The sequence below is a fragment of the Companilactobacillus sp. HBUAS59699 genome (genome assembly GCF_036913575.1).
In the GTDB taxonomy this organism is placed as follows: Bacteria; Bacillota; Bacilli; order Lactobacillales; family Lactobacillaceae; genus Companilactobacillus.
The window spans coordinates 92529-115666 of sequence record NZ_JAYKTV010000001.1; the positions used below are offsets into that span (position 1 = coordinate 92529).

Annotated in this window: 26 protein-coding genes and 1 other annotated feature; of the genes, 23 read left to right on the forward strand and 3 right to left on the reverse strand. The window is 36.1% G+C overall.

Going from position 1 to position 23138, the window contains the following annotated elements; all coding sequences use genetic code 11:
• Positions 1–93 precede the first annotated feature (93 nt).
• Positions 94–393 carry a hypothetical protein gene (locus tag U8519_RS00405; RefSeq protein ID WP_334328358.1) on the reverse strand — a complete coding sequence of 100 codons (300 nt, stop codon included), beginning with the start codon at positions 391–393 and terminating at the stop codon, positions 94–96.
• A gap of 1 nt (position 394) precedes the next feature.
• On the reverse strand, positions 395–823 hold the full coding sequence (locus tag U8519_RS00410) for an HIT family protein (protein ID WP_334328359.1): 429 nt from the start codon (positions 821–823) through the stop codon (positions 395–397).
• An 88-nt stretch (positions 824–911) separates the two neighbouring features.
• Here U8519_RS00410 and U8519_RS00415 point away from each other — a divergent pair, with 88 nt between their 5' ends.
• Genes U8519_RS00415 through trmB form a run of 3 tightly spaced genes read left to right on the forward strand, consistent with a single transcriptional unit; the run spans position 912 to position 3525 of the window.
• Complete coding sequence (locus tag U8519_RS00415) at positions 912–1643, forward strand: ABC transporter ATP-binding protein (RefSeq protein WP_334328360.1); 732 nt, start codon at positions 912–914, stop codon at positions 1641–1643.
• Positions 1643–2872, forward strand: a complete 1230-nt coding sequence (locus U8519_RS00420; RefSeq protein WP_334328361.1) for an ABC transporter permease — start codon at positions 1643–1645, stop codon at positions 2870–2872. The genes U8519_RS00415 and U8519_RS00420 overlap by 1 nt, the downstream gene beginning before the upstream one ends.
• 5 nt (positions 2873–2877) lie before the next feature.
• Entirely contained in the window at positions 2878–3525 is a 648-nt protein-coding gene (gene trmB / locus U8519_RS00425) for a tRNA (guanosine(46)-N7)-methyltransferase TrmB (protein ID WP_334328362.1), read from the forward strand.
• A 12-nt stretch (positions 3526–3537) separates the two neighbouring features.
• On the opposite strand, the gene U8519_RS00430 is transcribed toward trmB, so the two are convergent.
• A complete protein-coding gene (locus U8519_RS00430; protein ID WP_025024871.1) occupies positions 3538–3852 on the reverse strand; it encodes a hypothetical protein in 315 nt (104 codons plus the stop codon).
• A gap of 132 nt (positions 3853–3984) precedes the next feature.
• On the opposite strand from U8519_RS00430, the gene U8519_RS00435 reads away from it, so the two are divergent.
• The 20 genes from U8519_RS00435 (at position 3985) to yqeK (ending at position 23137) form a co-directional block, all read left to right on the forward strand.
• Positions 3985–4311 (forward strand): thioredoxin family protein, encoded by a 327-nt coding sequence (locus U8519_RS00435; RefSeq protein WP_334328363.1) that lies wholly within the window; start codon positions 3985–3987, stop codon positions 4309–4311.
• Positions 4312–4327: 16 nt separating this feature from the next.
• Positions 4328–4960, forward strand: a complete 633-nt coding sequence (gene ytpR, locus U8519_RS00440; protein ID WP_334328364.1) for a YtpR family tRNA-binding protein — start codon at positions 4328–4330, stop codon at positions 4958–4960.
• Positions 4961–4968: 8 nt separating this feature from the next.
• On the forward strand, positions 4969–6300 hold the full coding sequence (gene murC, locus U8519_RS00445; protein WP_334328365.1) for a UDP-N-acetylmuramate--L-alanine ligase: 1332 nt from the start codon (positions 4969–4971) through the stop codon (positions 6298–6300).
• Positions 6301–6499: 199 nt separating this feature from the next.
• On the forward strand, positions 6500–7693 hold the full coding sequence (locus tag U8519_RS00450) for a multidrug effflux MFS transporter (protein ID WP_334328366.1): 1194 nt from the start codon (positions 6500–6502) through the stop codon (positions 7691–7693).
• Positions 7694–7842: 149 nt separating this feature from the next.
• Positions 7843–9246: an MFS transporter gene (locus U8519_RS00455; protein ID WP_442892104.1), complete on the forward strand. Its 1404-nt coding sequence runs from the start codon at positions 7843–7845 to the stop codon at positions 9244–9246.
• A 97-nt stretch (positions 9247–9343) separates the two neighbouring features.
• Positions 9344–12001, forward strand: a complete 2658-nt coding sequence (gene polA, locus U8519_RS00460) for a DNA polymerase I (RefSeq protein WP_334328367.1) — start codon at positions 9344–9346, stop codon at positions 11999–12001.
• A 30-nt stretch (positions 12002–12031) separates the two neighbouring features.
• On the forward strand, positions 12032–12859 hold the full coding sequence (gene mutM / locus U8519_RS00465) for a DNA-formamidopyrimidine glycosylase (protein ID WP_334328368.1): 828 nt from the start codon (positions 12032–12034) through the stop codon (positions 12857–12859).
• On the forward strand, positions 12856–13449 hold the full coding sequence (coaE, locus tag U8519_RS00470) for a dephospho-CoA kinase (RefSeq protein WP_334328369.1): 594 nt from the start codon (positions 12856–12858) through the stop codon (positions 13447–13449). Before mutM ends, coaE begins: the two co-directional genes overlap by 4 nt.
• 21 nt (positions 13450–13470) lie before the next feature.
• A complete protein-coding gene (nrdR, locus tag U8519_RS00475) occupies positions 13471–13953 on the forward strand; it encodes a transcriptional regulator NrdR (RefSeq protein ID WP_334328370.1) in 483 nt (160 codons plus the stop codon).
• An 11-nt stretch (positions 13954–13964) separates the two neighbouring features.
• Entirely contained in the window at positions 13965–15359 is a 1395-nt protein-coding gene (locus tag U8519_RS00480; protein WP_334328371.1) for a DnaD domain protein, read from the forward strand.
• Between the two features lie 2 nt (positions 15360–15361).
• The gene (gene dnaI, locus U8519_RS00485; protein ID WP_334328372.1) at positions 15362–16273 is read left to right on the forward strand and encodes a primosomal protein DnaI; all 912 of its coding nucleotides are present in this window, start codon (positions 15362–15364) and stop codon (positions 16271–16273) included.
• 305 nt (positions 16274–16578) lie between these two features.
• On the forward strand, positions 16579–18525 hold the full coding sequence (gene thrS, locus U8519_RS00490) for a threonine--tRNA ligase (RefSeq protein WP_334328373.1): 1947 nt from the start codon (positions 16579–16581) through the stop codon (positions 18523–18525).
• A gap of 63 nt (positions 18526–18588) precedes the next feature.
• Positions 18589–18696, forward strand: a sequence feature (ribosomal protein L20 leader region).
• A 25-nt stretch (positions 18697–18721) separates the two neighbouring features.
• Positions 18722–19252 (forward strand): translation initiation factor IF-3, encoded by a 531-nt coding sequence (infC, locus tag U8519_RS00495; RefSeq protein ID WP_334328956.1) that lies wholly within the window; start codon positions 18722–18724, stop codon positions 19250–19252.
• Between the two features lie 14 nt (positions 19253–19266).
• A complete protein-coding gene (gene rpmI, locus U8519_RS00500; protein ID WP_025024860.1) occupies positions 19267–19464 on the forward strand; it encodes a 50S ribosomal protein L35 in 198 nt (65 codons plus the stop codon).
• A 32-nt stretch (positions 19465–19496) separates the two neighbouring features.
• Entirely contained in the window at positions 19497–19853 is a 357-nt protein-coding gene (rplT, locus tag U8519_RS00505) for a 50S ribosomal protein L20 (protein ID WP_125567587.1), read from the forward strand.
• A 66-nt stretch (positions 19854–19919) separates the two neighbouring features.
• Positions 19920–20447, forward strand: a complete 528-nt coding sequence (locus tag U8519_RS00510) for a YqeG family HAD IIIA-type phosphatase (protein WP_334328374.1) — start codon at positions 19920–19922, stop codon at positions 20445–20447.
• Positions 20434–21555: a ribosome biogenesis GTPase YqeH gene (yqeH, locus tag U8519_RS00515; RefSeq protein ID WP_334328375.1), complete on the forward strand. Its 1122-nt coding sequence runs from the start codon at positions 20434–20436 to the stop codon at positions 21553–21555. Before U8519_RS00510 ends, yqeH begins: the two co-directional genes overlap by 14 nt.
• 9 nt (positions 21556–21564) lie before the next feature.
• Positions 21565–21879 carry a YhbY family RNA-binding protein gene (locus tag U8519_RS00520; protein WP_334328376.1) on the forward strand — a complete coding sequence of 105 codons (315 nt, stop codon included), beginning with the start codon at positions 21565–21567 and terminating at the stop codon, positions 21877–21879.
• 24 nt (positions 21880–21903) lie between these two features.
• Positions 21904–22542 (forward strand): nicotinate-nucleotide adenylyltransferase, encoded by a 639-nt coding sequence (locus tag U8519_RS00525; protein ID WP_334328377.1) that lies wholly within the window; start codon positions 21904–21906, stop codon positions 22540–22542.
• Complete coding sequence (gene yqeK / locus U8519_RS00530; protein ID WP_334328378.1) at positions 22535–23137, forward strand: bis(5'-nucleosyl)-tetraphosphatase (symmetrical) YqeK; 603 nt, start codon at positions 22535–22537, stop codon at positions 23135–23137. The genes U8519_RS00525 and yqeK overlap by 8 nt, the downstream gene beginning before the upstream one ends.
• Position 23138 lies beyond the last annotated feature (1 nt).

Consider the following 23138-nt stretch of genomic DNA (forward strand, 5'->3'; position numbering starts at 1 on the left):
ATCCTTATTTAATATGTCTTCAATTGACAAGATTACCATAAATTAAATGAAATAGTTAATTTATTGATGAAAAAATCACAAAAAATTCATAATTTAGTCACTTATTTCTTTGAATTTTTCCAAATTACCTTGCATTTCTGAAACTGAAGATTTTAAGTTTTCAACGTCTGGAGCTATGTCCTGGGCGTAATTAGTGATATCTGATTGTAACCCGGACACGACTTCAGGAACGATAGACGCATTGTCTTTAAGTTCGACCAATGTGTTCTTTAAATCTTTTATATTGTGGAATAAGTTGGTACTATTATCTGTAGATGCATTTTTTTGTGACTGAAGAATTTCCAGTGCGACGCCTGAAATTGCGCCGACGATAAATCCGCTAAAAAATTTCATCTTAGTCCTCCAAGTGTTGTTTGATCTTGTCAGCACGAGCTTGCAATTCTTCAGTTGAAGCCTTGCCAGTATTGTCGCCCCAAGTCATTGAGAAATCATCATCTTTGGAATAGCGGGGAACTAAATGGAAATGTGAGTGCATGACACTTTGATATGCGATCTCACCGTTATTTTGACAAATGTTCATGCCGATAATATCAGGATTAGAGTCTTTGATTGCACGGGCAATCATAGGAATCTTCTTGAATACCTTTTGAGCTAATTCTTCGTCGTATTCAAAAATATTTGGAACATGTTTCTTAGGAATCACCAGAGTATGACCAGGAGTTACTTGAGAAATATCGAAGAATGCCTTAATATCGTCATCCTCGTAAATAGTTGTACTAGGAATTTCATTATTAATTATTTTGCAAAAAATGCAATCGTCCATATAAAAAATCTCCCTTCAAAAACATTAGTATTAACTAACATGCTATCATATCTAGGATAGTAAAAACAGAATAATAGGTGGTTTATCCATGACTTTAGAAATTAAAGAATTGACCGGAGGATACGGTCAAGTTTCAGTATTAAAAAAAGAAACTTTTACAGTTGAAGACGGACAAGTCGTTGGTTTGATTGGGCTTAATGGTGCTGGTAAGTCAACAACTATCAAGCATATCATTGGTTTATTAACTCCACGTGGAGGACAAATTTTGATCGATGGTATGAGTCTTCACGATAATGTCGAAGCATATCGAAAAAAAATTGCATATGTTCCCGAAATGCCAATTTTGTATCCTGAACTAACTTTGAAAGAACACATTGAAATGACGATTATGGCCTATGGCTTGAATCGTGATGAAACGTGGGAAAATGCCAATAAATTATTGAAAACCTTCAGATTGGACAATAAGTTGGATTGGTTTCCACAAAATTTCTCAAAAGGTATGAAACAAAAAGTTATGATCGTCTGTGCCTTTATGACTAATGCCAGATTGTTTATTATTGACGAGCCGTTTACAGGATTAGATCCTCTAGCAGTCAATGACTTATTGAATATTGTTGAAGCAAAGAAACAAGCAGGTTGTTCAGTTTTGATGTCTACCCATATTTTGGCAACTGTTCAAGACCATGCGGACAAGTTTGTTTTGCTCAACCACGGACAGGTTCGTGCTGACGGTACATTGGATCAATTGAAAGACAAGTTTGATATGAAAGATGCCAATCTTGATGATATCTACATTAAGATGTCAAACGAGGACCTCTAATGAAAGAACTTTGGAAAGATAGATTAAGAAGACATCAACTTAATCAATTTAAATATTTAAGATTGATTTTTAATGACAACTTTGTATTAGCATTTATCGTTTTGATAGGTGCTTTAGGATTTTGGTACTCTAATTTTTTGGGAACGATCAAAGGTGAGCTCGTACTTGGTAAGCCAGTTGTCATTTTGATTCTGTTGCTGATTACTCAAGTTGGTAAAATTGCAACTCTGCTAGAGGATCCTGACAGTACCTTTTTGTTGGTAAAGGAAAAAGAATTTCATCAGTACTTTAAATCGGCCTTTAATTACAGCATTATGTTGCCAGTTGTAGCAATCGTAATCGTAAACTTTTTGTTGTCACCGTTTGCCTTCACTGGTGCGGGGTTAAGTATTGCTGATATTTGTTTGATTGCTGCAGGATTAGTCTTTTTCAAATTAGCGTTCTTAAATGCTGAAATGTTTAAGATCTACGGCAAGGAACAAGTATCCGGAATGAATTTAAAATTACTGTTGAATATATTATTAACAATTTCTTTAATAATTTCTGTATACTGGTTTAGTCTTACTAATTTGGTAGTTGGAATTGTGTTATTTGCAGTAATGCAAGTTAAAAATAAACAAATTTGTGAATCCGGACAGCTTCAATGGCAACAAGCTATTGCGGATGAAAATCAAAGAATGTTTAGAGTTAAAAGATTTTATAACCTATTTACTGATGTGCCAGGTGTCAATAGTAAGATCAAACGTCGCAAATGGTTGGATTTCTTATTCAATGGCATCAAACCAGTACAAAAGAATACATACTTATACTTATTTGCACGTGGATTCGTCAGAAACAACGAATATATCGGACTTTTCTTGCGACTGACTATTATTCAAGCAATCATGCTGGCATTAATAGATAGTTTTTACATTTCACTGATCGTAGAAATGCTATTCATTTATCTAGTGGGCTTCCAACTAAAACCATACTTTAAAGACGTGATGCTCAACATGATGCAGAGACTTTATCCAGTTAACGGAAAAGATAAGGTCAACGATTTTACTAAGTTGAGCGTGCTGGTGTTGTGCGTACAGTGGGTAGTTAGTTCAGTCGCAATTTTTTATAAGTTTGGATTAAGTGCTAACAGTTTGATTATTATTGTCGCTGGACTTGCGGTATTATTGTTTGTCGGTTATTTTTACATGCCAAGACAATTAAAAAAATATTTAGATAACGGAGTGTATTAGATTTTATGAGACTTAGAAACAAACCTTGGGCAAAAGATATGATCAATGACAACCTTGATCTGATTGCTGTTCAACCTGAGAACATGGCTGGTAAATGGCAAGATAGATTCGAAAAGTCACAACCATTATTTCTTGAACTTGGTTCAGGTAAGGGAGGATTTATAACTGAATTAGCTAAGCAGAATCCTCAAAATAATTACGTGGCAATGGAAGTTCAAGAAGGTGCCATTGCGTTGTTACTAAAAAAGCAAGTTGAGAATAAACTTCCCAACTTGCAATTGTTGTTAGCTAATGGTTCTAATTTGACTGATTTATTTGCCGAGGGTGAAATTACAGGGATGTACTTAAACTTCTCTGATCCTTGGCCAAAAACGCGTCATGAAAAGCGTCGTTTAACTTATAAATCATTCTTGGAACAATACAAGACAGTTTTAAAAGATGATGGTTATCTTCAATTTAAAACTGATAATCAAGGATTATTCGAGTATTCATTGATTAGTATGAATAACTTTGGAATGAAATTTGATGAGATCTCGCTTGATCTTCATAATGATGAAACCTTGAACCAAAACAATATTGAAACTGAATACGAAAAAAAGTTCTCAAAAAAGGGCTTCAGGATCAATTACCTGAAAGCCCACTTTAATAATTAGTATTCGTTATTGTTATTGTACCTTTTTGATGTTAAGCAATTCGCCAGTAACAGCATCGGCGATAAAGTGATATTGAGCTACGTCGAAGTCATCCATTGTTGTAACGCCACCGACGATACCCCAAGATGCTTGACCATTAACATTTACGCGTTGGTAGAAAGGTTCAACCCATGAGCCGATAACCTTGCTGTCTTCGCCAAGAACAGATTTAACTTTAGCAATGATCTTTTCACTATCTAGGTGATGCTTTACTAAAACTGTAGCAGCTGCTCCTGCAACAAGTGCTGTACCAGCAACTAGTACTGAACCGATACCTTTTTTACTCATAATAAAATCACTCCTTGATGTTTGTTTTAATCATATATTAACACTATTATATATTAATTCCCTAGCTAAGAACATTTAAATTGACCAGTTGAGCAAGAAAAAGTATCTTAATAATGAGAGGTGATATAAATTATGAAAAATTTTGAAGATTATGAAACAAAAGATTGGCATGAAGTGACTAAGGAAGGTAAGTATATTTTATTCTTCCATGCTGATTGGTGCCCAGATTGTAAGTTTATTGAGCCTAAATTGCCAGAGTTAGAAGCTGAGTATTCTGACTTTGAATGGATCAGCTTTAATCGTGACAACAACATGGAAATTGCCCAAGAGTTGGACATTATGGGAATTCCTAGCTTTGTTGTTATTGAAAATGGAAAAGAAATTGGTAGACTAGTAAATAAAGATCGTAAAACTAAAGAAGAAGTTGAGACCTTTATTGATTCTGTAATAAATAAATAATTTGAGTGAGGAAATAATGCTATTAAGTTTTTATAATCCAGACGTCCTAGGTGACGTCTTAATCGTTGAGCTAGCAGATGATGCTGGTGTCACACAAGCAGTAGCTAAAAAAGATAACGTTGTAAGAATTTATAATGATGAAACTAATGAAGCCATTGGTTTCAATTTTTTTGGTTTAGCAAAAGAGCTAGAATTAGATGCTAAAGGACAAGTATTCCTTAATGATGATCAAGTTGCATTGCTTAATCAAAAGATTTCTGCAGCTGGTTTTTCTGACACATTAGAAGTTGATGATAAGCCTAAATTTGTAATCGGCCACGTCGATGAAATGGTTGACCATCCCGATTCAGATCACTTGCATATTACACAAACAGATGTTGGCTTGGATAAGCCAGTTCAAATCGTTTGTGGTGCACCAAACATTGAACAAGGACAACTAGTTGTAGTAGCATTACCAGGTGCGGTTATGCCTACTGGTAGTGAAATTTGGCCAGGTGAACTACGTGGAGTTGACAGTTATGGAATGATTTGCTCAGCAAAAGAGCTAGGAATCCCTAATGCACCAAAGAAGCGTGGCATTTTGGTTCTTGAAGATGGTGCCGCTGGACAGGCATTTGATTTTGAAAAAGCAGAAAAAATGTTCAATTAGGAGTAATCATGGAAAAAACAGTCTATCATTTCGTTGGTATTAAAGGTACAGGAATGAGTGCTTTGGCACTTATCTTGAAAGATTTAGGATATGAAGTTCAAGGTTCAGATATTGATAAATATACATTTACTCAAAGAGGACTTGAACAAGCAGGCATTAAGATTTTGCCTTTCGATGAAAAAAACATTCACGAAGGTTTAACAATTATTAAAGGTAATGCCTTTGATGATGATCAAGTTGAAATTAAAAAAGCAAATGACATGCACTTGCCAGTTGTAACTTACCCACAAATGGTTGGTAAGCTAGTTTCACAATACACATCAATTGGTATTGCCGGATCACATGGTAAGACAAGTACTACTGGTTTATTAGCACATACACTTAGTGGAATTGCTAAGACATCATACTTAATCGGTGATGGTACTGGTAAAGGTGAAAAAGACGCTAAGTTTTTTGTCTTTGAAGCTGATGAATATCGTCGTCACTTCTTAGATTACTCACCTGATTACTTGATCATTACTAATATTGATTTTGATCATCCAGATTACTTCTTCGGTGGTATTAATGATGTTGTTGATGCCTTTGAGTCAGAGTCACGTAAGACAAAGAAGGGAATCTTCATCTGGGGTGAAGATAAGCACGCTAAGGCTATCAAAGCCGACGTTCCGATCTATTATTATGGTTTGGACGAATCAGATGATATTCGTGCTACAAACATCAAGAGAACTGTTAAAGGTTCATCATTCGATGTTTCTATCAAGGGTGAAAATATCGGTAACTTCGAGATTCCACTATACGGTGAACACAATGTACTTAACTCATTAGCTGTTATTGGTGTAGGTCACATGGAACATTTGGATCACGCCTTGATTAACAAAGAATTGCAAACATTTGGTGGAGTTAAGAGACGTTTCAGTGAGAAGAAGGTTGCTGATATGGTTATTATTGACGACTACGCTCACCATCCACAAGAAATCAAAGCAACAATTGATGCTGCTAGACAAAAATATCCTGACCGCGAAGTTATAGCTGTGTTCCAACCACATACATACACTAGAACCTTGGCTCTAATGGATGACTTTGCTAAGTCATTGGATCTTGCTGATGAAGTTTACTTAACTAATATCTTTGGTTCAATTCGTGAGAAGCACGGAGATATTACAAGTAAAGACCTAGGCGATAAGATTCACAAGGGCGGACAAGTCCTTGCACTAGAAGATATGTCACCATTATTGGACTATCATAATGCAGTAATTATCTTCATGGGTGCCGGAGATGTTCAAAAGTATGAAACTGCTTATGAACAAGTCTTGAGTACTTTGAATCCTAATCAACAATAATAAATAATTTGTAGTAATCATCATAAACGATGGTTACTATTTTTTTGCCTAATTTGCTAATTATATAGTTTTCACGTATCATACAACGGAGATTAAAAAGAAATTAGGTGAATACTGTGGACATGTGTAACATCATGGTTTGTGTCCCAGCAAACGGAAGAGGACGTTTTTCAGCAGAGTAATATTTTAGGAGAGAAAAATGAAAAACGTCCGTAAAAAAGTACCATCATTATTATTAATTATCGTGTTAGTAGGATTTCCGCAAATAAGTGAATCCATCTTTACACCAGCATTGCCAAGTATTAGCAGTAATATGCAGGTGAGTGCAGCAACTGCTCAACTAACAATGAGTATTTATTTTGTAGCATTCGCAATTGGAGTTTTATTCTGGGGTCAGTTATCTGATCGTATCGGTCGCCGACCGGCAATGTTGTGGGGGATCATCTTCTACTTGATTGGGAATGTTAGTTTATTAGTCAGCTGGAGATTTGACCTATTACTGTTATCTAGATTTGTTCAAGCGTTCGGTGCCAGTGTCGGTTCTGTGGTAACTCAAACAATTATGAGAGAAAGTTTTGATGGTATTACTGGTGCCAAGGTCTTCTCAAAAGTTGGTGCAGCAATGGCATTGTCACCAGCATTTGGACCATTGATCGGTGGATTAGTAGAGAATTATCTTGGATACAAGAACATATTTAGTACCTTGATAGTAATGTCAGTAGCGGTGTTGTTGTACGCATTGTACAGATTACCAGAGACACAAGCTGAGTCAGTTGTTGAACCAGTATCGTTATTTAAGGTTTGTTATAAATTACTCAGAGATCCAACAGTCTTAGTGTATGGATTATTGATTGGTGGAATAAACGGTATTTTGTTCGGCTACTATTCAGAAGCACCATTTATCTTTATGAAACATTTTGATTTCACATCAGTTCAGTATGGTAGTTTGGGTATCACATTAGCGTTAGCAAGTATTATCGGTGCAATCATAGTCAATTACTCAGTGAATTTTGTACGTTCCGAAACGATTGCACTTGGAGGCTTAGCTTTTAGTGTTATTTCAAGCATTTTATTGTTGGTGAGCTTGAAGTTTGATAAGCCAATATATTTAATAATTGGTTTCTTCATGATTTTTGTTGGTTTGAACACAACTCTACCAATAGCTCTTAATCTTGCCTTAAAAGGCTATGAAGATGTTATCGGCAGTGCGAGTGGGATATTTAGTTTTGGTTATTACTTAGTTGTGAGCTTATTAACATTTGTGACTAGTTTGATTCATAACGGAACGATTAGAAGTTTGCCAATTTTTATGTTGGTGGTCAGTTTGGTAATGTTGTTGAGTTATTTTGTAGTTTTCTTAAGAACCGATCAACAAGAGGTCCTAGATGACTAATCTTTGACAAAATTATTTCACTGTATTAAAGTAATTCTTGCTTGAGATTTGTATCTCAAATTCAAATTTAGAAATCTGTGACGGAGATATCGTTGTTTTTGACGATGTCTCTTTTTTTGTTTAAAAATTATAGAAGTGAGGAATTAAACGTGGAAAAAGAAGTAAGTACACGTGTGAAATTGTCTATTGCAGCAGTTGGATTGTTATCATTCATAAGTATCTTAGTTGAAACGTCGATGAATGTTACGTTTCCGACTTTGACTAAAGACTTAAGCGTTAGTTTAGGAACTGTTCAATGGCTGACGACAGGATATTTGTTGTTGACGACTATTATTATGAGTACTACAGCGTATGTCTTAAAGAAGTTTGCTCCTTTAAAAATATTTTCTTTTGCAGTTATATTTTGTTTTATTGGTTCTATTACTTGTTTGGTTGCTCCATCATTTCCAGTTTTGTTGACGGGAAGACTCTTGCAAGCAATTTCAGCAGGACTATCGATACCATTGATGTTTAATTTGATTTTTGTGGAAGTTCCTAGTTCAAAGATTGGCCTTTATACTGGATTTGCCAGTATTATTGTTTCTTTAGCACCAGCTTTAGGACCAACTTATGGTGGTGTGGTCAGTGGTCTTTGGTCCTGGCGGGCGATTTTTGCGGGAATTGCACCTTTGATCGTCATTGTAGCAATTCTCGGCTGGTTCACGATTCGAGGAACTGCGCGTGGAGTTGAAGGAATTAATTTTGATTATTTCAGTGTTGCTGGATTAGCAATTATTTTCTCGATGATACTGTTTACGTTTGATCAGGCTGGCAGTCATGGATGGTTCTCTAGTCAGTTCCTGATCTGGTCTATTATTACCGTAGTTATTTTTGGTATTTTTGCTTGGTATAATTCTAAAACTGATCGTCAGTTGATTGATTTTTCAATTTTAAAAAATCATCTATTGAGATTAAGGTTGTTTAGTTATTTTGGTTTGCAGTTTATTAATATTGGACTATCATTTCTGTTACCGATTTTTGCACAAACAGTTTTGAAGCTAGATACTAGTCATGCTGGGATCATGTTGTTGCCAGGTTCATTGTTGGGAGCTGCTGTCGGTCCGATTGCAGGATCAATATATGACAAAAAAGGGGCGACGATTCCCATGATGATCAGTGGTGTCTTAGTTACTTTAGGAGCGGGAATGTTCTTTATCTTCAGTGACCACTTATCATTTGTAGCAATTATTTTGTTATATTCCTTGTTGAGAATTGGATTTAACTTTGGTTTTGGTACATCATTGTCTGACGGCAGTATTCAAGTTCAAGGTAGTAAGAAATCAGATCAGAACTCCTTGTTCAGTATGATGCAACAGTATGCTGGCTCGTTGGGTACCAACGTCTTATCAGTTGTTATCTCAGCTGTGTCGATTACGAGTAACACTAAGAATAATGTGATCAATACATTAACTGGTGCTAAGTTAGATTTTGCTTTACTGACATTATTGGCAAGTTTGATCTTAATATCAGTAATTTATGCAGCCGTTAAATATCCTCAAAAAAGTCTAGATTGATTCTAGACTTTTTTACTGCTCTAAACGCAACAACTGTTATAGAGACCCTTAATTTGTTAAAATAATAATGGTTAATTTCATTCCAGTGGGAGAAAAAATGACGAAAAATAAAAAGTTACTTTTAATTGATGGAAATAGTGTCTCGTTTAGAGCATTTTTTGCCATGCACAATGTATTAGATAAATTTGTTTCAGGCGATGGCATCCATACTAACGCCTTGTATGCATTTAATAATATGCTAGATATAATCTTGAAGGACGAGTCACCAACACATGCACTCGTTGCATTCGATGCTGGTAAGACGACTTTTAGAACAAAAATGTTTTCAGATTACAAAGGTACTCGTGCCAAAACTCCACCAGAATTGATGGAACAACTACCTTTGATTCAAGAGTTGCTTAATTTACGTGGAATTAAGACTTACGAATTGAAGAATTACGAAGCTGATGACATTATCGGAACTATGTCTCGTAAAGGCCAATCCGAAGGGATGGATGTCACTGTTATTACTGGTGATCGAGATTTGACACAATTGACGACCGACAAGGTAACCGTACGAGTAAACGTCAAAGGTGTTACTGAAACTGAAGCTTATACTCCAGAACATGTTAAGGAAAAACTCGGGATCACACCTGAACAAATCATTGATATGAAAGGATTAATGGGCGATACTTCTGATCATTATCCTGGCGTTGAAAAAGTCGGCGAGAAGACAGCAATCAAGTTACTCAATGAATACGGCTCTATGGAAGGACTGTATGAGCATGTTGATGAAATGAAGAAGAGTAAGCTCAAAGAACACCTGATCAATGATAAGGATCAGGCTTTCTTGAGTAAGAAATTGGCTACAATTAATTGTGAAGCACCAGTAGAATTAAAGCTTGGTGATTTGGAATATCACGGCGATAATCAAGAGCAACTAATTAAGTTCTATCAACGAATGGACTTCAACTCATTTCTTGAAAAGATGGATGTTGATACTGACGATGCTAAAGAAGAACTTGCTGATATTAAGTTCTCTGAGTTAGATTCGGCTGCTATCGACAAAATTGTCGAAGAGGCTGGTCCACAGACTATTATCGTTGAAAATTTCGGTGAAAATTATCACATCTCGACGATCATTGGTATAGCAATCGAAAGCAACGGTAATTATTACAGCACAACTGATATATCTATTTTGGAAAATGATAAATTGAAGCAATGGTTGGCCGATGAAAACAAAGAGAAATATGTCTTTGATAACAAGAAGACCGTTGCACTCTTGCATCGCTACGGTTGTGAATTTGCTGGAGTAAGTTTTGATATGTTGTTAGTTTCGTACTTATTGGATACTAATGATAATAAGACTGATATCGGGATCGTGGCTCAAAACTATGGTCATAATTTACCAAACGAAGAAGAGTTCTATGGTAAAGGTGTCAAAAAGGCAGTCCCTGAAGATGATCAGGTTCTGATGAATTTCTTGTGTCAAAAAGCTCATATTATCAATGAATTGCACGATAAGATGTTAGCCGAATTGAAAAAGAACGACCAGGACAGTTTGTATGACGAGATCGAATTACCATTGTCGAATGTTTTGGCAAGTATGGAAATCAAGGGTGTTAAGGTAGACGCAAGTCGCTTAAAAGAAATGCAAAATGACTTTGCTAAGAAATTGAGTGATATTGAACAACAGATTTATCAAGAAGCTGGTGAAGAATTCAACATCAATTCACCTAAACAACTAGGTGTGATCTTGTTTGAAAAGTTAAAATTACCTGTCATTAAAAAAACAAAAACAGGCTATTCAACTGCGGTTGATGTACTTGAAAAATTAAAGAGTAAGTCACCAGTAGTTCAAAAAATCTTGGATTATCGTCAAATTTCTAAGATCAACTCGACTTATGCAGTTGGATTACAAAAATTTATCCAACCAGATAACAGAATTCATACTATTTACCAACAAACGCTAACTCAAACTGGACGCTTGTCATCAATTGAACCTAACTTGCAAAATATTCCAATTAGAATTGATGAAGGACGCCAGATCAGAAAGGCATTCGTGCCACAGGATGACGATTGGGAAATGTTCTCAGCTGATTATTCTCAAGTTGAATTACGTGTTTTAGCACATATTTCTGGTGATGAGAATATGCAAGAGGCCTTTAAAGAAGATTACGATATTCATGCACATACTGCCATGAGAATCTTTGGATTAGATAGCACGGACGAAGTTACACCTGATATGCGACGGAAAGCCAAGGCCACTAACTTTGGTATTGTTTATGGTATCAGTGACTATGGATTGTCACAGAATATTGGTATAACTCGTAAAGAGGCTGCACAGTTCATCGATTCTTACTTCGAACAGTATCCAGGAGTTAAGAAGTATATGGATGATATCGTTAAATTTGCTAGAGAGAATGGCTATGTTGAAACAATAATGCATCGTCGTAGATACTTGCCAGATATTCATTCTAAGAACTTTAATATTCGTAATTTTGCTCAGAGAACAGCCATGAACACACCTATTCAAGGTAGTGCGGCTGATATTATTAAAGTTGCCATGATCAATATGCAAAAGATGCTCAAAAAAGAGAACTTGCAAGCTAACTTACTATTGCAAGTTCACGATGAAATGATTTTTGAAGCACCAAAATCTGAAATTCCAATTTTGGAGAAGCTCGTACCAAGTGTAATGGATTCTGCTGTTAAATTAGATGTTCCACTAAAAGTTGGATCAGCGCACGGTGAAAGTTGGTACGAAGCAAAATAATAAATTTTATAAAGAAATGAGTGAAAAAGTATGCCTGAAATGCCAGAAGTAGAGACTGTTAGACGAGGATTGATATCTCAAGTTAAGGGTAAAAAAATCACTAACGTTGAGATCAGATATCAAAACTTAATAACGGGGGATGTACAACAATTTATTGATATGGTGACTGGTACAACTATTGAAGATATTGGTCGTCGTGCTAAGTTCTTGTTGATACATTTAGATAATGGATTTACGATCATTAGCCATTTGCGAATGGAAGGTAAGTATCGTGTTTCTGCCGATCCAGCAATGATCGATAAACATTCTCATGCAATTTTTACTTTGGATGATGGACAAAAGCTCATTTATAATGATGTTAGAAAATTTGGTCGAATGCAGTTGTGGAGAACGTCTGATCTTGCGGGAAATAAGTCGATTGCAAAATTAGGTCCTGAGCCCTTGTCAGATGAATTTACATTTGAAAATGTTAAACCAAGGATAATGCGACATCGCAAAGACATTAAGACGGTTTTGTTAGATCAATCAGTTATGAGTGGACTTGGTAACATATACGTCGATGAAGTCCTTTGGAGTGCCAAACTGCATCCAGAAACACCAGCTAATCACTTGAATGATGATGATATTAAGAATATTATTAAATATTCAAATGAAGAAATGAAAATGGGAATTGAAGCTGGTGGATCAACGGTTAGATCGTATGTAGATTCAACTGGTCATGCAGGTCACATGCAGAATTTCTTGCACGCTTATGGCAAAGAAGGAACACCTTGTTCTCGTTGCGGTACTGAAATCGAGAAAATAAAAGTAGGCGGACGTGGTACACACTTCTGTCCACACTGTCAGGTAATCAAATGAGCAAGATCTATGGGTTAACGGGTGGAATCGCAGCTGGTAAATCAACTGTATTGGATATTTTTAGAAAGAACGGTTGTGTAGTTTACGACGCTGATCAAGTAGCAAGAGATATTGTCGAGCCTGGTACTATTGGATTGGAACAGATTGTAAGTACTTTTGGTAAAGGAATCTTGTTCAGTGACGGATCTTTGAATCGAAAAAAATTAGGTTCAATCGTTTTTAATGATAAAAATCAGCTAAAAAAGTTAACAAATATCACAGGACCATTGATTCGAGAGCAAATTCTACATACAATAAAACAAGTCCGTGAATCAAATGATAAAAGAATAGTAATATTTGAAATTCAATTATTGTTTGAATCTAATTATCAAAATTATTTTGATGGAGTAATAACTATTTATATTCCTGAAAAAATACAGTTAGAACGCTTGATGGAACGTGATAGAATTAGTGAAGAAGATGCTTTGAAAAAAATCAATTCACAAATGTCGATGGAAGATAAGAAAAAACGTGCAGATATTGTGATTGATAATTCAGGTAATTTGAATATTTTAGAAACTGAAATTTATAATTTGATAAAAAAATTATGATACAGAAAAGAGGCTGATGATATGATTTGTCCACATTGTCATCATGATTCATCAAAAGTTGTCGACAGTCGTCCAAGTGATGAGGGACGCGCTATCAGACGTAGAAGAGAATGCGAATACTGCGGGACACGTTTTACAACTTTTGAAAGAATCGAAAAATCGCCATTATTAGTAATCAAGAAGAACGGGAATCGTGAAGAGTTCAGTCGTGAGAAGTTATTGCGAGGATTAGTACGTGCAGCTGAAAAGCGCCCAGTTACTATTGATCAAATGAATGGCATCGTTGATAAGGTAGAAAATCAAATTCGTGCAACCGGTGAGAATGAAGTTGGTTCTCAAACTATCGGTGAATATGTCATGAAGATTCTTGCCGATGTCGATGATGTTACTTATATCCGCTTTGCCAGCGTCTATCGTGAATTCAAAGATATGAATGGATTTATGAAAGAGGTTCAAGAAATGATGGCAAATGATGGATCTGAAGGTAAATCTGATAAAGATTAGGAAGTGCTGAATTGGCAAAAGAATTTAATTATGATCCGGCAAAGTTTACACCATTGACGGGTTATTGGTGTTTGCCACACGGACAAATAAATGATTATGATCGTCATGTTTTGACTGATCTTTATTTGCCGTTACTTGGAACTCGTGCATATAGTATTTATTTACTGTTGTGGGAGAAGGTTCCTAATAAAGAATTAGTCAGTGAGCGTCAGAGTCACGCTGATCTGATGAGCTTATTAGACCTTGACTTAAAAACTTTTTATAATGAACGCATTAAGGCCGAAGCATTGGGTTTGATCCGGTCATATGAAAAGCATGATGACATTGGTGATTACGTTGTATATCAATTGTTTGAGCCTTTAATGCCGCATGATTTTTTTAATGATGATCTAATGAGTATTTTTTTGTATGAACAGATAGGTGAGAAGAACTATCACAAGTTAGTCAAAAAATATGCCCAATCGACTGATATTCTTGATGATTCCAAAGAGATCAGTAAAGATTTCTTGGAAGTATTTCAATTAAGTAATGATGACTTGATAAATACTCCGTCAGAAGTTAAATCGGCTCAAAGTGATTTTGATGATATGAATACACAACCTAAACCTAAGATCCAAGAAACAGATGATTCTCAACTAGACTGGGAGTTGATTTCGGAAAGAATTGGTCAGTTGTTCAAAATCAGTAATGATGATCTCTTAAAGAATCAAGAATTGATCATTAGTTTGCACGCTTTTTATGGCATAGATGAAATAGCCATAATTAATTTGATCGGTCAAACTTGTGACATCGTTAATAATAAGATCGATCCAGTCCGTTTGAAGCGGACGGTTCAAGATCGCTTTGAGAAGAATGCTAATATTTCAATCAAGAATGCCACAACTCAGAATAATAATGAAGCTAATAACACAAACCAAAATACTATAGTGACACATTTTAATCGTGCAGATGATGTATTGTTGCAACAAGCGAAGACTTTGGCACCAGCTGACTTCTTAGCCGCTGAGAAAAAGAAGAGTGGCGGCTTTACTGGTACAGTGGAATCACGGGCATTACGAGATATGGCGATGAAGACTTATTTGTCACCAGCTGTTTTGAATATCATGGTGGACTACATACTGCAAAATTCGCCAACGCTGACGTTACCCTTAATGGAAACTATGGCTAATGATTGGCAGCAAAACAACGTTGAAACTCCAGAACAAGCTCTGCAAAGGCTGCATGATTTCAAAACTAAGCCGCGTAACCCCAAGCGTCGTTATAACAGTAATAAGGCATCCAGAAGAGTCGAACAGAGTACTGATTGGAGTAAGGTGACTTCCAAGCCAGTAGCTAATGGGGATGCTAAAAAGAAACAACAAGAGTTACAAGAGAGACTCAGAAAAATGAGAAATAAGGATAATTAATCATGGAAAATTTAGGATCAAAATTAGCTGAATATTTAAACTCAAAAAATCTAACTGATGATTATCGTCGTTTGATGAGTCAAGCATTGAATGATCCTGATGTTCAAGTTTTTTTGAAGAAAAATTCTGAACAAATCAATTCAGATGCTATTGATGTTAGTGCCGCTAGTATTTATGAATTCTACAATCACAAGACACATCCAAGTGAATTGTCTAAGGGATATGTGCCACAATTAGTGGTCAGTAATCACAATATTGAAGTTGTCTATGCCCCTAATAGCAGAACTATCAGCAAAGAAAAAGAAAGTAATTATGAATCAAAATTTGTCTTGTTGAATATGCCAAAGGATATTCGCAAAGCTACACTGTCTGATTACGGTGGTGCGGGTAGACAAGAGGCACTCGAAGCGGCACTAGACTTTGTAGATAATTATGAACATCGAAATGATAACTTTGTTCCCGGATTATATTTGGCTGGTGACTTTGGTGTAGGTAAGACATATCTTTTGGGTGCAATCGCTAATGAATTGATCAAAGATGATATCAAAACAACGATTATGCATTTTCCAACCTTTGCGATTGAAATGAAAAATTCAATCGGACAGAACAATGTATTAGATCGTGTCAACAAAGTTAAAGATGCTGAAATTTTAATGCTGGATGATATTGGGGCAGACTCAATGTCTAGTTGGATCCGTGATGAAGTACTAGGAGTTATCTTGCAATATCGTATGCAAGAAAATATGCCGACATTTTTCTCTTCGAATTTTTCAATGTCTGAGCTAGAACAGCATTTGTCAGTTAATCAGCGTGGAGAAGAAGAGCCAGTAAAGGCACAGCGGATTATGGAGCGAGTAAAATATCTCTCCAAAGAAGTAATCGTCAGCGGACCAAATAAACGATTTTCAAGATAGATTTTCATTTTAGACTTGCAAAATGGATTTATAAATGTTTCAATAAGTGCATGAAAGACAACACTTCGGTTCTATTCAGGGAGGGTACGATTACTGAAAGCTTACCCATTACTGGAGTTACCACTTTCACTAAAAACTGTATAATTGTCGGTTACTTTATAACCAAAAGAGTGAAAACTGTTTTGTACAGTTTTAAAGTGGGTGGAACCGCGTAGGAATGCGTCCCTGAAGTATGTATACATATTAGTATTGTGTATGTACTTCAGGGACGCATTTTTGTTGTCCAAATTTTAGGAGGAAACCACATGTCAAAAATCAAATTAACATTTCCAGATGATTCTGTTAGAGAGTTTGATGAAGGCACAACTGTTCTAGATGTTGCTAAGTCAATTAGTACATCATTAGGCAAAAAAGCTGTTGCTGGTAAACTTAACGACACTTTAATCGATGTAGAACGTCCAATCAGCCAAGATGGTAAGATTGAAATCATTGCCGGTGAAGATGATGAAGATTCACTTAAGGTTTTGAGAAATACTGCTAGTTTAGTATTCGGTGCTGCTGCTAGTGAATTAAAGAAGAATCTTCACTTCGGTGAAAAAGAATCAAACGATGACGGTTTCTTCGTTGATACAGATGATAAAGATGGTCAAATCAGTGTTGACGAGCTAGAAGAAATTTCAGCTATCATGCACAAGATCATTAAGAACAACGACAAAGTTGAACGTGTCATGATGGACAAGTCAGAATTAGTTGAAATGTTCAAGGATGATCCATACAAGTCATCATTGATCGGTGCTATTGAATCAGTTCAAATTCCTGTATACAAATTAGATGGATTCGTTGACTTCGGTTACGATGCAATTCTTCCAAGTATGAAGAGTTTGAAACACTTTAGCTTATTATCAGTTGCTGGTGCTTATTGGCAAGGTAAGTCAAGTAACCCAATGTTACAAAGAATTTATGGTACAGCCTTTTATAAGGAAGCAGATCTTGAAGCTGATGCAAAACGTCGTGCTGAGATCAAAGAGCGTGATCACAGAACAATTGGTCGTGATCTTGACCTATTCTTCGTTGATCCAGAAGTTGGTGCAGGACTTCCATACTGGATGCCAAATGGTGCAACAATTCGTCGTGTCATCGAAAGATACATCATCGATAAGGAAGTTGCTTGGGGTTACCAACACGTATACACACCAATCCTTATGAACTTGAATGCTTATAAGACTTCAGGCCACTGGGAACACTATCGTGAAGACATGTTCCCACCAATGGACATGGGTGACGGCGAAATGCTTGAACTACGTCCTATGAACTGTCCTTCACATATTCAAATTTACAACCATCACAAACGTTCATACCGTGAATTACCAGTTCGTATCGCTGAATTAGGTATGATGCACAGATATGAAAAGTCAGGTGCTTTGACAGGTCTACAACGTGTTCGTGAAATGACACTTAATGATGGTCACACATTCGTTGCTCTTGACCAAATTCAAGCAGAATTCAAACGTACTCTTCAATTGATGGTTGAAGTATACAAGGACTTCGATATTACAGATTACTCATTCCGTTTAAGTTACAGAGATCCTGCTAATACAGAGAAGTACTTTGATGACGATGAAATGTGGAACAAGTCACAATCAATGCTTAAGGGTGCCATGGACGAACTTGGTCTTGACTACTATGAAGCAGAAGGTGAAGCTGCATTCTATGGTCCAAAGCTTGATGTTCAAACAAAGACAGCCTTGGGTAATGATGAGACACTATCAACTATCCAACTAGACTTCATGCAACCAGAGAAGTTCCAACTTACATATACAGGTTCAGATGGTGAAGAACACAGACCAGTTATGATTCACCGTGGTATTGTTTCAACAATGGAAAGATTTATCGCTTACCTAATTGAAATGTACAAGGGTGCCTTCCCAACATGGTTAGCTCCAACACAAGTACGTATTATTCCTGTTAACCAAAAACTTCATGGTGCATATGCAGAAAACCTACTTAAAGAATTACGTGCTAAGAACATTCGTGCTGAAATCGATACACGTGATGAAAAGATGGGTTACAAGATCCGTGATGCCCAAACAATGAAGGTTCCATACACAGCCGTTGTTGGTGATCAAGAAATGGCTGACGCTACTGTATCAGTTAGAAAGTATGGAGAAGAAAACTCAGAATCAGAAGTATTACCAATGTTTGTTGGCTCAGTTGTTTCAGATATCAACAACTTCAGTCGCAGAAATGGTTAATTTTAAAAATATATTTTAAGCAGTTGACATTCATACGTTGATGGTTTATAGTATTTAACTGTTGAGATTAAGCAGAAGCGCCCGCTTCTCACCTAAGCTTTATGCCGCTAGGTTAATACGATTATGTAGATAATAGTGGGCGTGCGTATGCGCCCACTTTTTTTGTGGGATCAGATTTTTCCGGAGGTGACTACTCATAGCAAGAGATCTATTAATAAACGATCAAATCCGTGCTAAAGAAGTACGATTAATTTCAGAAACAGGAGATCAAGTTGGTGTTAAACCAACAGCAGAAGCCCAACGTTTGGCTGATGCAGCTAATATGGACCTTGTCCTTATGTCCCCAGGTGCTAAACCACCTGTAGCCAGAATTATGGACTATGGTAAATACAAGTTTGAACTTCAAAAGAAGAATCGTGAAGCACGTAAGAAACAAAAAACCGTTAGTTTAAAAGAAGTTCGACTAAGTCCTACTATTGAAGCAAATGACTTTAATACAAAGGTAAACAATGCTCGCAAGTTCTTAGCTAAAGGTGATAAGGTCAAAGTATCTCTTCGTTTTAAGGGTAGAGCAATTACTCATAAAGAGATAGGTAAAGAAGTATTAGACCGTGTAGCTGAAGAGACTAAGGATGTTGCTAATGTAACAACTAAGCCTAAGATGGACGGCCGTAACATGTTCTTGATGCTTGATCCAATTAGTTCCAAAGACAATAAGAAAAAATAGTGGAGGGGTTTCTAATGCCTAAACAAAAAACACACCGTGCATCAGCAAAGAGATTCAAGAAAACTGCTAATGGCGGTTGGAAGAGAAGCCATGCTTATACAAGTCACCGTTTCCACGGTAAGACAAAGAAGCAACGTCGTCAATTGGCTAAACCAGGAATGGTTAATGCAAGTGATATGAAACGTATCAAACAAATGCTAGCTACATACTAATTATTTATTTGTAATTTAAAGGAGGAGTCATTATGCCACGTGTAAAAGGTGGAACAGTAACTCGTAAACGTCGTAAGAAAGTATTAAAATTAGCTAAAGGATATCGTGGTTCAAAACATATCACTTTTAAAGCTGCACATACACAAGTAATGGTTTCATACCGTTATGCATTCCGTGATCGTCGTCAAAGAAAACGCGATTTCCGTAAGTTATGGATTGCAAGAATCAATGCTGCTGCAAGAATGAACGAAATCAGCTACAGCAAATTAATGCATGGTTTGAAGTTAGCTAACGTTGATATCAACCGTAAGATGTTGGCACAACTAGCTATTGAAGATCCAAAAGCATTCACAAGTTTAGTAGACACAGCTAAAAAAGCTTTAGCTTAATGATGAAAACGTAATTTGGATATTCCAAATTGCGTTTTTTTACTAAGTAAATAAAGAGGATTAAAAATGTTTAAACCATATATTATGCTCAATAGAATTACTGATCTGAATGTCAGTGATTTGAAGGAAATGAATATTACCACCATAATGACAGATTTGGACAATACACTTTTACCATGGAACAGTAACAAATACGAATTGACCTTACGTAAATGGCTCAATCAAATGAATAGAGCAAATATTGAAGTTATGATAGTATCCAACAATAGTTACGAACGTGTTGAAAAGGCTGTTACTGACTTGCCGGTGACGATAGTTGCTCGTGCTGCCAAACCATTGCCATTCGCAATTATGCATCATTTGAGGGAACAAAAAATCGATCCCGAAAGTGTATTATTCGTTGGTGATCAAGTGATGACAGATGTTTTAGCAGGTAATATGGCAAAACTAAAAACGGTATTAGTAAAACCGATTGTAAAAACAGATGCAAAGAAAACCCGAGTTAATAGATTTTTTGAGCGTCCTATTTTAAAATTTATACAGAAACATGATTCGAATATGTATTGGAAGGACTCATTAAATGACAGAGACTAGTGAAAAATTGTATTGTATTGGTTGTGGGGCTGAACTTCAAACAGAAGATCAAACAAAACCTGGATTCATCCAAAACTCTACATTAAAGAAGTATATGGAATCAGATGACGATTCTAGAGAACTTCTATGTAAGAGATGTTTCCGTCTTCGAAACTATAATGAAATTACCGATGTAAATGTTGATGACGATGAGTTTTTGAAGTTGTTAGACTCAATTGCTCAAAAAGACGGTCTGATCGTTAATGTTATTGATATTTTTGATTACGAAGGTAGTGTTATTCCTGGCCTACAGAGATTTGTTGGCGATAAGGATATATTAGTAGTAGGAAACAAAGTTGACTTGCTACCAAAGTCAGTTAATCAAAATCGCTTGTTGAACTGGTTGCAACAAAAGAGCAAGGAAAATGGTATCAAGTCAGTTGATCAATTGATGGTCTCTGCTGAAAAAGGAATCAATATCGATAAGTTGATGACGATGATCGATAAGTATCGTAAGGGACAAGATGTGTACGTGGTTGGTACAACTAATACTGGTAAATCAACTTTGATCAACCGTATTATCGCTCAAAGTTCTGATGTAAAGAACTTGATCACCACTTCTCGTTTCCCTGGAACTACTCTGGATAGAATCGATATCCCATTGGATGATGGTCATAACTTAGTTGATACACCAGGAATTATTCATAAGTATCAATTGGCTCATTTTTTGAATGATAAAGACTTGAAGACAATCACACCAAAGAAACCATTACGACCAGCCACTTTCCAATTACGTGATGGACAATCTATTTTTGTTTCTGGATTAGCAAGATTTGATTTCTTGGATGAAAAAACAAACGTTGTTTTCTACGTAAATCAAAACTTGTTGTTGCATCGTACTAAGACTGTCAATGCTGAAGAATTCTACGAGAAACACGTTGGTAAGGATTTGACTCCACCAACTGATATTGACGAATTCCCAGAATTGAAGAAACATGAATTCACAGCTCATGCCAAATCTGATATTGTTGTATATGGACTTGGCTGGGTAACAATTCCAGCAAACAGCAAAGTACGTGTCTACGTACCAAATGGTGTCAGTGTATCAATTCGTGACGCCATCATTTAAGGAGAACATATGATAATTAAAGGAAAAAAGAATAGTTTTTTGCGAGGAAAAGCTCAAACTATCAAGCCATTGATCCAAATTGGAAAAGATGGTCTAAATGACAATTTATTGGATCAAATCGAATTGCAAGTTAATAAGAATGAATTGATCAAGATTTCGTTGTTACAAAACACAATGGTTGAAGCACATGATTTGATTGAAGCTTTAGCTGAATTCGATGACCAAATCGTACCAATTCAAACAATTGGTTCAAAAGTTGTTATTTACAAAAAAGCACCAAAGATCAAGAATCGTAAAATTTCTTTAGAATTAGAAAAATTTTAGTATTAGTGAACGCAGTGAAGAATAATGAATACAAAAAGTCAATTATTAACTAAAGTAAAACCACAGTTTAATACTAATCGTCCTAGACGACACGTTGGAATTTTAGGCGGAACATTTAATCCGATTCACATGGGGCATCTGGTCATTGCGGAACAAGTCTATGAACAGTTGTGCTTGAATAAGGTTTTGTTTTTGCCTGATAAGATTCCACCACATAAGAATGTCAAGAAAGAACGTCCATCGATCAGCAGTGATGATCGTATAGAGATGATCAAAATGGCGATTCGCGATAATATTCACTTTGATCTCGATTTGACTGATATTAATCGTGGCGGGGTAAGCTATACTTATGAGACCATCAAGTTATTGAAGGAATACAATCCTGATACGGAGTATTACTTTATTATCGGTGGAGATATGGTAGAGAATTTACCCGACTGGGCTCATATTGATGAATTGGTCAATATGATTCACTTTGTGGGAGTCTGTCGAAAAGGTTTTGAGAAAAAATCAAAATACCCTATACTTTGGGTAAATACTCCTGAACTGGAAATCAGCTCAAGTATGATTCGTGACCGTGTTAAAAAAGGTCGTTCGATCAAATACTTAGTTCCAGATGAAGTTGAAGAGTACATTAAAGATAGGGGGTTATTCCTTGACTAATTTTAATTACGATAAAGTTAAACATGGTTTAGATCGAGAAGTATTGGTCAATCAGATGAAGAATCAAATGAGTGATTTTCGTTTCACGCACTGTTTACGCGTTGAACAAGTATCACGTGATTTAGCAGTTAAGTACGGTGCTGATGTAGATAAGGCTGGTTTAGCGGGACTGCTACATGACTATGCCAAAGAAAGATCAGATAAAGAATTTATTGATGAAATCAAATCAAAGCATCTTGATCCAGAATTGTTAAATTATAATAATGCCATTTGGCATGGTATTGTTGGTGCTGAGATTATTAAAGATGAGTTAGGCATTGCTGACGAAGATGTTTTGAATGCTATTCGTCGCCATACCGTTGGCTCAACTAATATGACACAAGTTGATAAGTGTGTGTTTGTGGCCGACTTCATTGAACCAAAGCGTGATTTCCCTGGAATTGAAGCTGCTCGTAAGTATGCTGATAAATCATTAGATTCAGCAGTAGCGTACGAATTGAAGCATTCGATTGCACATTTAGTTGATAAAAATCGAGAAATATATCCAGCTACATTTGATAGCTATAATTATTGGATTTCAAAAGGAGAACTTTAAT